The organism is Novosphingobium album (ex Liu et al. 2023) (genome assembly GCF_029076845.1).
Classification (GTDB): Bacteria; Pseudomonadota; Alphaproteobacteria; order Sphingomonadales; family Sphingomonadaceae; genus Novosphingobium.
In genome coordinates, this window is the sequence record NZ_JARESE010000020.1 from 1 (window position 1) to 12,910 (window position 12,910).

The 12,910-nt window shown below is 68.5% G+C and carries 16 protein-coding genes; 8 read left to right on the top strand and 8 right to left on the bottom strand.

Features of this window, described 5'->3' with window-relative positions; all coding sequences use genetic code 11:
• The first annotated feature begins 117 nt into the window (after positions 1–117).
• Both PYV00_RS07695 and PYV00_RS07700 read left to right on the top strand, forming a co-directional pair.
• Complete coding sequence (locus PYV00_RS07695; RefSeq protein ID WP_275227703.1) at positions 118–363, top strand: hypothetical protein; 246 nt, start codon at positions 118–120, stop codon at positions 361–363.
• 58 nt (positions 364–421) lie between these two features.
• Positions 422–589 carry a helix-turn-helix transcriptional regulator gene (locus PYV00_RS07700; RefSeq protein WP_275227704.1) on the top strand — a complete coding sequence of 56 codons (168 nt, stop codon included), beginning with the start codon at positions 422–424 and terminating at the stop codon, positions 587–589.
• A 183-nt stretch (positions 590–772) separates the two neighbouring features.
• Here PYV00_RS07700 and PYV00_RS07705 read toward each other — a convergent pair whose 3' ends face one another.
• Positions 773–1,816 carry a S66 peptidase family protein gene (locus tag PYV00_RS07705; RefSeq protein ID WP_275227705.1) on the bottom strand — a complete coding sequence of 348 codons (1,044 nt, stop codon included), beginning with the start codon at positions 1,814–1,816 and terminating at the stop codon, positions 773–775.
• An 84-nt stretch (positions 1,817–1,900) separates the two neighbouring features.
• Between PYV00_RS07705 and PYV00_RS07710 the strand changes: the two genes are divergently transcribed.
• A complete protein-coding gene (locus PYV00_RS07710; RefSeq protein ID WP_275227706.1) occupies positions 1,901–2,773 on the top strand; it encodes an LOG family protein in 873 nt (290 codons plus the stop codon).
• A gap of 4 nt (positions 2,774–2,777) precedes the next feature.
• Complete coding sequence (locus tag PYV00_RS07715; RefSeq protein WP_275227707.1) at positions 2,778–3,296, top strand: GNAT family N-acetyltransferase; 519 nt, start codon at positions 2,778–2,780, stop codon at positions 3,294–3,296.
• Here the strand turns inward: PYV00_RS07715 and thiD are convergent.
• The 3 genes from thiD to glmM all read right to left on the bottom strand — a co-directional run bounded on the left by thiD (position 3,281) and on the right by glmM (position 5,660).
• Positions 3,281–4,027, bottom strand: coding sequence for a bifunctional hydroxymethylpyrimidine kinase/phosphomethylpyrimidine kinase (gene thiD, locus PYV00_RS07720; RefSeq protein WP_275227708.1), 747 nt, complete (start codon positions 4,025–4,027; stop codon positions 3,281–3,283). The genes PYV00_RS07715 and thiD overlap by 16 nt on opposite strands.
• Before the next feature lie 68 nt (positions 4,028–4,095).
• On the bottom strand, positions 4,096–4,320 hold the full coding sequence (locus PYV00_RS07725) for a DUF1272 domain-containing protein (RefSeq protein WP_275227709.1): 225 nt from the start codon (positions 4,318–4,320) through the stop codon (positions 4,096–4,098).
• The gene (glmM, locus tag PYV00_RS07730; protein WP_275227710.1) at positions 4,320–5,660 is read right to left on the bottom strand and encodes a phosphoglucosamine mutase; all 1,341 of its coding nucleotides are present in this window, start codon (positions 5,658–5,660) and stop codon (positions 4,320–4,322) included. The genes PYV00_RS07725 and glmM overlap by 1 nt, the downstream gene beginning before the upstream one ends.
• A gap of 70 nt (positions 5,661–5,730) precedes the next feature.
• Between glmM and PYV00_RS07735 the strand changes: the two genes are divergently transcribed.
• Positions 5,731–6,990, top strand: a complete 1,260-nt coding sequence (locus PYV00_RS07735; protein WP_275227711.1) for a dicarboxylate/amino acid:cation symporter — start codon at positions 5,731–5,733, stop codon at positions 6,988–6,990.
• Positions 6,991–7,195: 205 nt separating this feature from the next.
• Here the strand turns inward: PYV00_RS07735 and PYV00_RS07740 are convergent, their stop codons facing one another.
• From PYV00_RS07740 to PYV00_RS07755, 4 genes are all read right to left on the bottom strand, one after another.
• Positions 7,196–8,608 (bottom strand): porin family protein, encoded by a 1,413-nt coding sequence (locus tag PYV00_RS07740; protein ID WP_275227712.1) that lies wholly within the window; start codon positions 8,606–8,608, stop codon positions 7,196–7,198.
• The gene (locus PYV00_RS07745; protein WP_275227713.1) at positions 8,608–9,828 is read right to left on the bottom strand and encodes a transferrin-binding protein-like solute binding protein; all 1,221 of its coding nucleotides are present in this window, start codon (positions 9,826–9,828) and stop codon (positions 8,608–8,610) included. Before PYV00_RS07745 ends, PYV00_RS07740 begins: the two co-directional genes overlap by 1 nt.
• A gap of 117 nt (positions 9,829–9,945) precedes the next feature.
• Complete coding sequence (locus tag PYV00_RS07750) at positions 9,946–10,413, bottom strand: hypothetical protein (RefSeq protein WP_275227714.1); 468 nt, start codon at positions 10,411–10,413, stop codon at positions 9,946–9,948.
• Between the two features lie 13 nt (positions 10,414–10,426).
• Complete coding sequence (locus PYV00_RS07755) at positions 10,427–11,035, bottom strand: HNH endonuclease (protein WP_275227715.1); 609 nt, start codon at positions 11,033–11,035, stop codon at positions 10,427–10,429.
• Between the two features lie 162 nt (positions 11,036–11,197).
• Here PYV00_RS07755 and gluQRS point away from each other — a divergent pair, with 162 nt between their 5' ends.
• Genes gluQRS through PYV00_RS07770 form a run of 3 tightly spaced genes read left to right on the top strand, consistent with a single transcriptional unit; the run spans position 11,198 to position 12,867 of the window.
• Positions 11,198–12,028 (top strand): tRNA glutamyl-Q(34) synthetase GluQRS, encoded by an 831-nt coding sequence (gluQRS, locus tag PYV00_RS07760; protein WP_275227716.1) that lies wholly within the window; start codon positions 11,198–11,200, stop codon positions 12,026–12,028.
• 9 nt (positions 12,029–12,037) lie between these two features.
• Entirely contained in the window at positions 12,038–12,268 is a 231-nt protein-coding gene (locus PYV00_RS07765) for an HIG1 domain-containing protein (RefSeq protein ID WP_275227717.1), read from the top strand.
• Between the two features lie 29 nt (positions 12,269–12,297).
• Entirely contained in the window at positions 12,298–12,867 is a 570-nt protein-coding gene (locus tag PYV00_RS07770; RefSeq protein ID WP_275227718.1) for a cob(I)yrinic acid a,c-diamide adenosyltransferase, read from the top strand.
• The last annotated feature ends 43 nt before the right edge of the window (positions 12,868–12,910 follow it).

The window sequence follows — 12,910 nt, forward strand, 5'->3', positions numbered from 1 at the left end:
TTGCCGAGATCGATGCCGCCTGGCGCGACAAGATGCGCGCCGCCCACCCCGATCGCGGCGGCAGCACCAGCGCGGCCGCCCGCCTCAACCACGCCCGCGACGAAGGAAGGAAAGCCAATGGCTGAGAGGATTGATCCCGCGACGTTTGAGGTGTTTGCCGACGGAGTAAGGAAGGCGGTTGCCCGCGAGATTGCCACCCGGCAGGCTCTCGATCAGGCGATCGCTGATCGCGCTGAGGCCGTACTGGCGGCGCAGGATGCATGGGGCCAACTCTTCAAATACGTTTCAGAGGTTGTCGGCTTGCTTCACCAAGACGTTGCCGGGGCAGCGGCTGGTATTCGGGCGCCCGAAGAAGGACGATGAGCCGTTGGGTAGTCGTACTTCAGTGCCGGCGCGGGAAGCGCCCGGCCGCCTGCTCAAGATGCAGGACATTGTCCGCGAGACCTCCCTCCACCGCGCGACGATCTACCGCCTGATCGCGAAGGGCGAATTTCCCCGCCCAATTCCGCTCGGCCGCCAGCGCGTCGCCTGGGCCGAACGCGACGTCGAACAATGGAAACTTCGCCAGCTCGACCACGCCGCCCCCTGAAAACCTCGGGGTATCGGCGGGGGCATCAGAAAATCCGCAACGCAAGAAAATCGTTAGTTTTGAGGATAATAGATATGGACCACCAATCCTCGCGGGGCATCCAGGTTTCCATATGATTTCAGATAGATAGGGCGGGCAGCCACGACACGCGCGGCCCACGCCCCGGCGCCATCGCGCGCGCGGTCAGGCCACCGCGGGTTCGAGCAGGTGTATCATTCCGGTATCGGCGTCGATTTCGGCCATGACGCCCACCGGGATGCTCACCTGGCTGGCGATGTGGCCGATCAGCGCGCCCTGGAACGCCGGGACTCGCAGATCGGCGAACTGGCGGTCGAGCACTTCGTAGACGGTGAAATTGCCGAACGACGGCCCCGGATTCTCGCAATTGGTGCACTGGCCGAAAACCACGCCGGCCACTTTGCCGAGAATCCCCGCGAGCGCGAGCTGGGTAAGCATCCGGTCGATGCGGTATTCGGCCTCGTTGGTATCCTCCAGGAACAGGATCGCGCCGGAAAAATCGGGCAGGTAGGGCGTGCCGACCAGTGCCGAGAGGACCGAGAGATTGCCGCCCAGCAGGCGCCCGCGCGCCTTGCCCGAACGGAACGTGCGCACCCGGCCGGCGGTACGGCCCAGGCCGCCCGCCAGACCTTGCGGCACCGCGTAAGTCGGCGTGGCGGCATCGAACGCGACATCGTGGAACGATTGCCACGCGGCCGGCGGCCAGCTTGCCGCCGCGTTCGGGCCGTGGATGCTGGGGATGCCGGTGCGCGCCGCCAGCGCGAGGTGCAGCGCGGTGACATCGCTCGATCCCACAAGCAGCTTGGGATGGGCGCGAATCACCGCGAAATCGAGATGCGGCAGGATGCGCGCGCAGCCCCAGCCGCCGCGCACCGCCATGATCGCGCGCACTTCGGGATCGGCGAACATGGCGGTGAGATCGCGCGCGCGCGTGGCGTCCGATCCGGCCAGATAGCCTTCGCGATCGAGCATGTGCGGCGCGGACCTGGGGACCAGCCCCATGGCCCGCACCGCGTCCTCGATCTCGGCGATGCCGAAGCGATCGGCGATGAAACCCGCCGGCGCGACCAGCCCCAGCGTATCGCCTTCGCGCAGGCGCGGCGGGCGGGGCGATGCGGGCGAACCGGGCGAGGCGGCCGGAATCGCCGGGGCGGCCAGCATGGCGGCAGTACCGCCAAGGCCCGCCAGCAGCGATCGTCGCGTCAACATCGGCACAGGTCTAGCGGCAAATCGGCCGCCTCGCGAGCCGCCTTTGCACTCGACGGAACGAACCTGACGCGCCATGGAACACGCATGGCCGATACCGACAAGAAACTCACGCGCCGCCGGTTCTACAAGGCGGAGCAGGAAGCCTCCTTCGCCGAAGCGCAGGAAGGCACGCCGCAAACCCGCAACCCCGCCTACCGGCTCGCGTTCCTCGACCAGGAATTCATGCTGCGCGACGAGCTGCGCCCGGTGCGCTTCCAGCTCGAACTGCTCAAGCCCGAGATGCTGCTGGAGGAAGCCAACATCGGCTCCACGCTGGTGATGTACGGTTCCGCGCGCATCCCCGCGCCCGACCAGTGCGACGCCATGCTCGCGGCCGCGACCACGCCTGAGCGCAAGGCCGTGGCCGAGCGGCTGGTGGCCAAGTCAAAATACTATGTCGAGGCCCGCAATCTCGCGCGGATGGCCAGCCAGTGCGCCATCGTCGAGAAAGGGATGCGCCAGTTCGTCGTCTGCTCGGGCGGCGGGCCGTCGATCATGGAAGCGGCCAATCGCGGCGCGGCCGACGTGGGCGCCGAATCGCTGGGGCTGAACATCGTGCTGCCACACGAGCAGGCGCCCAACCCCTACGTCACCCCGCGCCTTTCGTTCCAGTTCCACTACTTCGCCTTGCGCAAGCTGCACTTCCTGCTGCGCGCCCGCGCGGTGGCGGTGTTTCCGGGCGGATTCGGCACGCTCGATGAATTCCTCGAAACGCTGACGCTGATCCAGACCGGCAAGATGAAGCCGATCCCGATCCTGCTCTTCGGCCGCGAATACTGGGAACGGATCATCAATTTCGAGGCCATGGCCGAGGAAGGCGTGATCAATCCCCGGGACGTGGAGCTGTTCCACTGGTGCGAAACCGCCGAGGATGGCTGGGGCAAGATCGTCGAGTTCTACGATCTCGATTGCGGCTGACCCCATGGTCACGCTGCGCACGGAGCGCCTGACCCTCAGGCCCGCGCGCGCGGACGACCTGGACGCGATCCATGCCCTGCTTTCGAACCCGCGCGCCATGGCCTACTGGTCGACGCCGCCGCATACCCACCGCGACCAGAGCCGGGAATGGCTGGCCGGGATGATCGCGACAGCCCCGGACGAAGGCGTGGATTTCGTGATCGCGCATCATGGCCGGGTGATCGGCAAGGCCGGGTTCTATCGCTTTCCCGAGATCGGCTACATCCTCGATCCCGCCCTGTGGGGCCAGGGCCTGGCCGGCGAGGCGTTGCGCGCGGTGCTGGGCCATGTCTTCACCGCGCACGGGCTGGAGCGCGCCGTGGCCGATGTCGATCCGCGCAACGCGGCCTCGCTGCGGCTGCTCGAACGGCTGGGCTTTCGCGAGACCGGCCGCGCCGCGAAGACCTGGCTGGTGGGGCGCGAATGGTGCGACAGCGTCTACCTCGCGCTGGACCGGAAGGACTGGCCTCAGCGCACCGCCTGATGGCCCAGCGGCCCGTGCCCGGCGCCAAAGCCGGGCGCTTCGCGCATGGCGGAACGGACGAAATCGCGCGCCGCGCCCACCGCCTCCGCCAGCGTCGCGCCCTGGCCCAGCAAGGTGGCGATGGCGCTCGACAATGTGCAGCCGGTGCCATGCGTGTGGCGCGTGACGATGCGCGGCGATCGCCAGACCACCGGCGCGGCGCCGGGCACGACCAGCCGATCCTCCACCACGTCGCCTTCGGCATCGCCGCCTTTGGCGAGATAGGCCCCGCCGCGTGCCGCCATCGCCGCATCGCCGCCCAGCGCGGCCAGTTCGGGCACATTGGGCGTGGTCAGCGTGGCCAGCGCCATCAGCCGTTCGAACGCGGCGATCGTCTCGCCATCGGCCAGCACCGAGCCGCTGGTCGCCACCATCACCGGATCGAACACCACCGGCGCGGCCAGCGCTGCGAGCCGATCGGCAACGGCATGGGCGATCGCGGCCGAGCCCAACATGCCGATCTTGACCGCGTCCACTCCGATATCGCCCAGGCAGGCATCGATCTGCGCGCCGACGATCGCGGGCGAAAGCGGCTCCACCGCGCTGACGCCCCGCGTGTTCTGCGCGGTGATCGCGGTGATCGCGGTCATGGCATAGCCGCCCAGCATCGCGATCGTCTTGATGTCGGCCTGGATGCCCGCGCCGCCCGAGCTGTCGGAGCCGGCGATGGAAAGGATGCGCGGGGGAATCATCCCACCGGGCTAGGGCCGCGCGCGCGCTTCGACAAGATCAAGCCGCGCGATCGACCCCTAGCAGCCGGTCAGCCGCGAAACTTGCGCTCGGTCGAAGGCGGATGCTGCGCGTGGTGCTTTTTCGCCCGCGTCGGCCGATCGACCAACTCGCCGCCGCAATTGGGGCAAAGCTCGTCAAGCACGTCGGCGCATTCGGTGCAGAACGTGCATTCGAAGCTGCAGATGAAGGCGCCCGGCGCCTCGGCCGGCAGATCCGCGCCGCAGCGCTCGCAATCGGGGCGCATCTCCAGCATCAGGCGGCGACCTGCGCGACCGCTTCGCACACGCAGGCGACGGCGGCCTCCACTTCGCCGGCGTCATCGCCTTCGGCCATCACGCGAATGACCGGCTCGGTGCCCGAAGGACGGATCACCAGCCGGCCCTTGCCATCCAGCGAAGCCTCGGCATCGGCGATGGCGGCGCGCACGCGCGCGTCTTCCAGCGGCTTGCCGCCGGAAAAGCGCACGTTGCGCAAGAGCTGGGGCACGGGATCGAACAAGTGCAGCAGCTCGCTCGCCCGCTTGCCCGACTGGACCAGCGCGGCCAGCACCTGCAACGCGGCGACCGTGCCGTCGCCCGTGGTCGCGTGGTCGAGCAGGATCATGTGGCCGGATTGCTCGCCACCGACATTGTAGCCGCCGCCGCGCATCGCTTCGAGCACATGGCGATCGCCCACCCGGGTGCGCACCAGGTCGATCCCCCGGCCATTGAGGAAGCGTTCGAGCCCCAGGTTCGACATGACCGTGGCGACCACGCCGCCGCCGGCCAGCCGCCCTTGCGCGGCCCACTGGCTGCCGATCAGCGCCATGATCTGATCGCCATCGACGGTATTGCCCTGTTCATCGACCACGATCAGCCGGTCGGCATCGCCATCAAGCGCGATGCCGATGTCCGCGCCTGATCCGACCACGGTTTCCTGGATGAGATCGAGGTGCGTCGAGCCGCAGCGATCGTTGATGTTCTTGCCATTGGGGCTGACGCCCACCGCGACGATTTCCGCGCCCAGTTCCCAGAACGCGGAAGGCGCGACCTGATAGGCCGCGCCATTGGCGCAATCGACCGCGATCTTCAGCCCATCCAGCCGGATATCGTGCGGCAGCGACCATTTGACCGCATGGATATAGCGCCCGCGCGCATCCTCGATCCGGCGAGCCCGGCCGATCTCGGCCGCCTCGGCCAGCGGCAGATCCTCGCCCAGCAGCGCCTCGATCGCCAGCTCGTCCTCATCCGAAAGCTTGAAGCCGTCGGGCCCGAACAGCTTGATGCCGTTGTCCTCATAAGGGTTGTGGCTGGCCGAGATCATCACGCCGACATCGGCGCGCAGCTCGCGCGTCAGCAGCGCGACGGCGGGGGTGGGCATCGGCCCCAGCAGCACCACGTCCATGCCGACGCTGGTGAAGCCCGCGACCATCGCGTTTTCCAGCATGTAGCCGGAAAGCCGGGTGTCCTTGCCGATCACCACGCGGTGCCGGTGCGCGCCGCGCAGGAAGTGCTTGCCGGCCGCCTGCCCGACTTTCATCGCCGTTTCGGCGGTCATCACGCCGGCATTGGTGCGGCCGCGAATCCCGTCCGTGCCGAAGAATTGCTTGCTCATGGCCCTGCCCATATCACGCGATTTGCTGACAAATTGCTATGTCGCGCCGCGCTGGTAAAGTCACGCCCGCATGAACGACGAAGCCGGTCCATCCCGGATGCCCGAAATCCGCGTGCCGGGGCTGCTGACCCTGGCCGGGCTGGTTTGCGGGCTGCTGCTGGGCCTCCTGCTCCACGGCACGACCGCGCTGCCGCCGCTGCTCGCGCTGGCCGAGCCGGCCGGCGGGCTGTGGCTGCAAGCCTTGAAGATGACGATCCTGCCGCTGGTCGCCGGACTGCTGTTCACCGGCATTGTCGAGACCGTGGCGGCAGCACGCGCGGGCGCGATGGCGCGGCGCACGCTGGGCTTCATCGTCGCGCTGCTGGCGGCCAGCGCAGTGCTGGGCGCGGTGGGGATGCCGCTGCTGCTCGACCTGTCGCCCGCGCCGGCCGGGATCGCGCTGCGCGGCCCCGGCGATCCCGGCTCGGTTCCGGGCATCGGCGATTTCGTGCGCTCGCTGCTGCCCGGCAATGTCGTCACCGCCGCCGCCGGGGATGCGATGCTGCCGGTGATCGTCTTCGTCGCGCTGTTCGCCCTGGCCTCGACCCGGCTGGCCGAAGCGCCGCGCCGCCAGCTCGCGCTGCTGTTCGCCGCGATGGCCGGCGCGATGATGGTGGTGATCGGCTGGGTGCTGGCGCTCGCGCCGATCGGCGTCTTCGCGCTGGGCCTCTCGCTCGCGGCGCAAAGCGGCGCGGCGGCGATCGGCGCGCTGGCGCACTATATCACGCTGGTGAGCACGCTGGGCGCGGTGATGCTGCTGGCCGCCTATCCGCTCGCCCGGCTGGTCGCGCGCCTGCCGCTGGGCACGTTCGCCCGCGCGGCGATGCCGGTGCAGGTCGTGGCGATCTCGACCCAGTCGTCGCTGGCGAGCCTGCCGGCCATGCTCGCCGCCTCGCGCAAGCTGGGCCTGGCGACCACCACCGCCGAATTCGTCCTGCCGCTGGCGGTCACGCTGTTCCGCGTGACGAGCCCGGCGATGAACGTGGGCGCGGTGATCTATGCGGCCAGCCTGGCCGGCGTGGACCTGCCCCCTTCGGCCATCGCGGCGGGCGCGCTGGTGGCTTTCGTCACCACGGTCGGCTCGGTCTCGCTGCCCGGCACGGTCAGCTTCATCGCCTCGACCGCGCCGATCGCCGCCGCCATGGGCGTGCCGCTCTGGCCGCTGGGCGTCCTGGTGGCGGTGGAAATGCTGCCCGACATCATGCGCACCGTCGGCAACGTGACAATGGACGTGGCGGTGGCAGGCGCGGTGGATGCGGGCAAGGGCATCCATGGACCGGAGGACGATTAGCGCCTTCGGCGATGGCTCAAGCATCGATGACGGGAATTATCGTTTCGAAGCAGGCCCGTTGGAAATGCGCGGAAAAACGCATTTCGGTGCGGCACCGGCCCGCGCCTCCACCCAGCCTCCCACAGAGTACCATTTCGTTGGGAGGCCGGGTGGGGGCGTGGGCCGGTGCCGCTATGCGCCGAAAGGCGCATTTCCAGACAGGCTCTCAGAAATACCGCGCCAGCTTGAACTGCACGCGGTGGCGTTCGCTGGCGTAGAAATCGTAGTTCGAATCGACCTTGCTGAACTGGTATTCGACCGAGGGCGAGAAGCCGGCGACGCGAATCTGCCGCAATCCCAGGTAGGCCCGGCCCTGCAGCCGCCATTCCTCGCGCTTCTCGAACGAGAAGAAGGGTTGCGCCTCGTCGTATTTCGACCAGGTGGCGCCGCCCGACAAGCCGGCGTTGATGCCCAGCGGCAATTCGCCGCCGATGCCCGCGTTGAGCCCGAACGTGGTGTTCGAATAGGCGTCTTCCTTGTCGGATTCGCGCCGGGCGAGCACGCTGGCCGAAACGATCGCGGAACGGGCGACGACTTGCTCGTAGGTGGCATTGGCGCCGATCTGCCAGCCATTGTAGCCGGTGTTGAGATCGGATTCGCTGCGCCGCCCGTCGATCTGCAAGGCGATGCGCCGGGAACGGTCGAGCGATTGCTGGAACGTCGCGCGCGCGCCGTATTGCCGCGCCGCCACCTCGCCGCCATACCAGCGATAGAGGCCGACGGCCTGCACGGTCAGCGTGTGGTCACCGTCCAGCCGCAGTTCCGGCCCGCCGGCAAGCTGCACGGTGTAATCGTCGAGCGTGTTGTCCTCGTAATTGACCATGGCCGCGTTGGTATCGAACACCAGCGAGCTGTTCTCGGCGGTCGGCAGGCGCAGCGTGGCATACGTGCTCGCGGTCACGCCCACGCCCGAGCGCGCGCGCGCCTCTGCATCCAGCGTGAGCGGCACTTGCATCGAGCCGAAATTGACGTCGATGGTTTCGGCCGCGGTCGCCGAATTGATGTTCGAATCGGGCGCGAAGCCGAAATCGAAGCCGAAGCGGAACCGGCGGTTGGATCGCACCGCGCTGCGCGCGTTGCCGATCATGCGGGCGATATCCTCGGGCAACGTCTCGTCCTGCCCGGCCAGCCGCAAGTGATACTCGGCGCCGTCGTAATTGCCTTGCATCATCAGCGCGCGGGCCAGTTCCAGCCGCACGCGGGTCTGGCCCGGATTGTCCTTCAGGATCGCGCGGAACCGCTCGGCCGCGCCTTTGGCATCGCCCGTGCCCAGGCGGATCAGGCCATCGAGGAAGCCATAGGGAATGGCCATGCCCGGCGCATCGCGCAGCGCCGCCACGAAAGGCCGCGCCTCGTCATAATGCTTTTCGAGCACCAGCCGCTCGGCCAGCGCCAGCATCTGGCCGGGCGAGAGGCGGTAATCGCAGCGCCCGCCCGAACACGCGCCCGGCACCGCCGTCGCCCCGCCCCGCGCGGCGGCCGCACTGGCGGGGGCTTCCTCGGCGCTGGCCGGCACGGCGAGCAGGGCGGCGCCCGCCAGCGCCGAAGCGATGGCAAGGCGCTGCGGAATGGCAGGCATTACTTCTTGCCGACGAAAGCGCCGAGAATATCGATGCGCTCATCCGGGTTGCCGCCGACGATGCGGAAGCCGCCGCCGGCTTCCTCGGCGGCGGGGCCGAAGAAGGTGCCGTCGATGCTGGAGCCGGCGATGTTGACGTTATAGGTCGTGCCGTTCGGGTTGACGAAGCGCGCGTCGGAGAACTCGCCCTTGAAGCCGCCGAAGTTGATCATGTTGATCGTGCCCGCGCCATGCGCGGCGAAGGTCGCCTGATCCTTGATCACGCTTTCCTGGGGGCCGGTGTAGTAATCATAGTGCGGCGCATAGACCTTGCCATCCAGCGCGAGGTTCACCGAGCTGTTGGCGAAGTTCACCGCCAGGTCGGCCGTGCCTTCGATCCACTGGAAGTAGTTCGGCAGCATCCCGTTCGTCCCGTCGGGGCTCACCCCGTCGAGCGTGGGGTTGAAGATCATCGAGGCGATCATCGAACCGTGGTACGAGCCCGAGCCCGTCCGGGGCACCGCGCCGTTGTCGGTCCGCTCGCCAAAGGCAAAGGAGCCGCGTTCCAGGTGATGGTCGATCAGGGCATAGGCGCCGGTATCGGTCTCCAGCGTGCTGAAGCTGTAGGCGTTGCGCACATAGCCGGCATAGGTGACGTACTTGGTCTCGCTGCCCGGTTCGAGCACGAAGAGCGTGGTCGACTGGTAATTGCTGCCGTCCGCGCCCGTGGGCGCGTGCTGGTTGTCGCCCGCGTTGACCAGGCCCGACCCGCTGCTGTCATAAGGCGATCGCGGATCGCCGTCACCGGCCTGCAGGTAATGGATGTTGGGATTGGCCAGGTGCGGCACGCCCCATTGCGGCTCGGCCGCGCCGCCGAAATCGGTGCGGCTGCCCGGGTCCTGAAAGCGCGTCGCGGTGTCGGCGCCGGAAAGCTGATCCTCCAGTTCCAGCGTATAGACCGCCTCGCGCGGGTTGTAGGTGATGGAGATCGCCGAATCGCGCGCGGTGGAGGAATTGCCGGCGTAGACCTCGCCCTGCTGGTTGCAGCACTGGCGCTCGTCGGTCAGGTACTCGAAGACGTGGCTGCCGCCGATGCCCTGATAAGTCTTGGGCTCGGTGGGATGGACGAAGCTGTGCACGGCGTCGGGGTTCACCGGCGGCGGCGTGCTGATGGTCGTCTCGCCGCCCCCGCCGCAGGCAGCGAGCAGGCAAGTGGCCGAAAGCAGCAAGTAATGACGCATTGGAAGAAGCCCCCGAAAGAATTTCGCGGGCCCTTGATTAGGTATTCTAGGTTAATTTGGGGTAAAGGATGCACTGCGGGCGGCCGGACGAAAGCGCGCGAAAGCCGCGAAACCGCGCTATTTCCGCCGCAGCGTATAGATCATGTCGTCCAGCGCGAAGCGCGCCGTGGCCGGATCGACGAAATGGAACGCGATCCAGCCCGCGCAGCCGGTTTCCAGCGTCTCGATCGTGGCGCCGGCAAAGCCCAGCGCCCTGGCCTGCGCCACCGGATCGGTCAGCGTGCCCTGGAACAGCATGTCGGGCGGCACCGCGATCATCCGGTAATCGGGCTTGCGGCAGGTCAGCATCGGCGGACCATAGATCCGGGTCCTGGCAAAAGTGACGGTGCGGCCCACCAGCCGGCGCCATTCCGCGGCGCCCGAAGGCTGGCGATCCCCCACCCACGGCGCCGGCCGCGCATCGGCGATGGTCCAGCTTCCCAGGTATCGCGCCGCCGTGCCGGGCGCGGCCTCGGCACGCGCGGGGCCTGCCGCGATGCCGGGCAGGCAGGCGGCAAGCAGCAGCGAAGCGGCCCACGCTTTCACGCTTCCAGTGCCCTCACGCTTCCAGCTCGACATCCCAATAGAGCCAGTCGCGCCAGGTCTCGTGCAGGTAGTTGGGCGGGAAGGCCCGGCCGCGTTCCTGCAGTTGCCAGCTTGTCGGCCGGATCGGCTTGACGATCGGCGGCATCTTGGCCTGCGCCGGCGTGCGCCCGCCCTTGCGCATGTTGCACGGCGCGCAGGCGGTGAGGATGTTTTCCCAGCTCGTCCGGCCGCCGAGCCGCCGGGGCAGGACGTGATCGAACGTCAGGTTGTGCGGCGATCCGCAATACTGGCAACTGAAGCGGTCGCGCAGGAACACGTTGAACCGGGTGAAGGCGGGAAATTCCGAGGGGCGCACATATTGCCGCAGCGCGATTACCGAGGGGATCTGCATCGTCCAGCTGGGGCTGTGCACCGCGCGGGCATAGGATTCGAGGATGTCCACCCGTTCGAGCACCACGGCCTTGATCGCGGTCTGCCACGGCCACAGGCTGAGCGGATAATAGGACAGCGGAGTGAAATCCGCGTTGAGGACAAGGGCAGGACAATCGGAAAGGCTTCGGGCGGGGTCCTCCGCCGCGCTGCGGAACTTGGCCGCGCGCTCGATCAGCTCCGACTTGAGCATGGCCTCCTGTTGCAGCCTGTCATTGCGGTTTCATGGCAGCGCATGGCGATAGATCAGCATTTGCCGGACTCTGCGTCAAGTCGCTCGATCCGCCTGAATCCACAGGATGTTCCGCTTCGGGCCGAATTCACCGGCGGGGAAAATTGCTTTAGGCGAAAAACCATGATCCGCACGCGCTTCGCCCCCAGTCCCAACGGGCCGCTGCATCTGGGCCACGCCTATGCCGCGCTGTGCGCGCACGATCTGGCGCGCGCGCGCGGCGGGGCCTTCCTGCTGCGGATCGAGGATATCGACGGCGAGCGCAGCCGGCCCGAATTCGTCGCCGAGATCCTGGCCGATCTCGCCTGGCTGGGCCTTGGCTGGGATGGCGAGGTGGCGTTCCAGTCCGCGCGGCTCGACCGCTATGCCGAGGCGGGCGAGCGGCTGAAGGCCATGGACCTGCTCTACCCCTGCGTCTGCACCCGCGCCGAGATCGCCGCGGCGGCACGCGCGATGGGGCCGGACGGCCCGGTCTATCCCGGCACCTGCCGGGGCCGGCCGGTGGACCCACGCGGCGCGGCCTGGCGGCTCGACACGGCGCGGGCCATGGCGCTGGCCGGCCCGCTCGCATGGATCGACGAGCGGGCCGGCGCGCAAGTGGCCACGCCCGGGATCTTCGGCGACGTGGTGCTGCTGCGCAAGGACTTGCCGGCAAGCTATCACCTGGCCGCCACGCTGGACGACGCGGCCGACGGCGTGACGCTGGTGACGCGCGGCATGGACCTGTTCGCCGCGAGCCACGTCCACCGGCTGCTGCAGGCGCTGCTGGGGCTGCCGGTGCCGGTCTGGCACCACCATGGCCTGCTGGTGGAGGCGGACGGGCGCAAGCTGGCCAAGCGGCGCGGATCGCCCTCGCTGGCCGACCGGCGCCGCGCCGGGGAAGATGGGCCTGCCCTGGCCACGGCGCTCAGGGCCGGGCGCTTCCCCGCTGGCATTTCGCTGGCATCGGCGTAAAGAGAAGCGATGACATACGTTCTCATCCCCATCATCGCCGTGCTGATGATCATGGTCGTCGTCAGCCTGGTGCGCGGCATCATCGCTTTCCTGCAAAGCACCAAGGCCGATCTGGAGCGTGATCCGGGCACGGGCGCGACCGAGATGCAGCTGATGCAGAACCGGATGATGTTCGCCCGCATCAAGTACCAGGCGCTCGCGGTGGTGGTCGTGGCGCTGCTGCTGGCCATGGCCCGGTAAGCTGACGCGATAAGGCTGGGGGTTGGGCTTTGGTTCGGCTGAACCGCATCTACACGCGCACGGGCGATGACGGCACGACCGGGCTGGTCGACGGATCGCGCTTGCCCAAGCACGCCGCGCGGATGGAAGCGATCGGCGCGGTGGACGAGGCGAACAGCGCCATCGGCCTCGCCGTCTGCGCGCCGGGCACTGGCGACCATGCCGCCGCGCTGACGCGCATCCAGAACGACCTGTTCGACCTGGGCGCGGACCTGGCCACGCCGGGCGCGGATTTCGCCCCGTCGGACATGACGCTGCGGATCGTCGATGCGCAAGTCGCATGGATCGAGACCGCGATCGACGCGCTGAACGAGGGGCTTGAGCCGCTGCGCAGCTTCATCCTGCCGGGCGGCAGCGAGGCCGCCGCGCGCATCCATGTCGCGCGCGCCGCCACGCGCCGGGCCGAGCGCGCGGCCACCGCGCTGGCCGCCGAAGCCCCGGTCAACCCGGCCGCGCTGGCCTATGTCAACCGGCTGAGCGACTATCTGTTCGTCCTGGCCCGCGCGGTGAACGCCGCCGGCGCGGGCGACGTGCTGTGGGTGCCCGGGCAGAATCGCTAGGTGCCCCGGAATCGCCAGGTTCCCATGCCGCCGCAGAGCCGCT

Coding starts and splice junctions, on each gene's coding strand:
- PYV00_RS07695 (WP_275227703.1), top strand. CDS start 118: ATGGCTGAGAGGATTGATCCCGCGACGTTTGAGGTGTTTGCCGACGGA.
- PYV00_RS07700 (WP_275227704.1), top strand. CDS start 422: ATGCAGGACATTGTCCGCGAGACCTCCCTCCACCGCGCGACGATCTAC.
- PYV00_RS07705 (WP_275227705.1), bottom strand. CDS start 1,816: ATGTTGACGCGACGATCGCTGCTGGCGGGCCTTGGCGGTACTGCCGCC.
- PYV00_RS07710 (WP_275227706.1), top strand. CDS start 1,901: ATGGCCGATACCGACAAGAAACTCACGCGCCGCCGGTTCTACAAGGCG.
- PYV00_RS07715 (WP_275227707.1), top strand. CDS start 2,778: ATGGTCACGCTGCGCACGGAGCGCCTGACCCTCAGGCCCGCGCGCGCG.
- thiD (WP_275227708.1), bottom strand. CDS start 4,027: ATGATTCCCCCGCGCATCCTTTCCATCGCCGGCTCCGACAGCTCGGGC.
- PYV00_RS07725 (WP_275227709.1), bottom strand. CDS start 4,320: ATGCTGGAGATGCGCCCCGATTGCGAGCGCTGCGGCGCGGATCTGCCG.
- glmM (WP_275227710.1), bottom strand. CDS start 5,660: ATGAGCAAGCAATTCTTCGGCACGGACGGGATTCGCGGCCGCACCAAT.
- PYV00_RS07735 (WP_275227711.1), top strand. CDS start 5,731: ATGAACGACGAAGCCGGTCCATCCCGGATGCCCGAAATCCGCGTGCCG.
- PYV00_RS07740 (WP_275227712.1), bottom strand. CDS start 8,608: ATGCCTGCCATTCCGCAGCGCCTTGCCATCGCTTCGGCGCTGGCGGGC.
- PYV00_RS07745 (WP_275227713.1), bottom strand. CDS start 9,828: ATGCGTCATTACTTGCTGCTTTCGGCCACTTGCCTGCTCGCTGCCTGC.
- PYV00_RS07755 (WP_275227715.1), bottom strand. CDS start 11,035: ATGCTCAAGTCGGAGCTGATCGAGCGCGCGGCCAAGTTCCGCAGCGCG.
- gluQRS (WP_275227716.1), top strand. CDS start 11,198: ATGATCCGCACGCGCTTCGCCCCCAGTCCCAACGGGCCGCTGCATCTG.
- PYV00_RS07765 (WP_275227717.1), top strand. CDS start 12,038: ATGACATACGTTCTCATCCCCATCATCGCCGTGCTGATGATCATGGTC.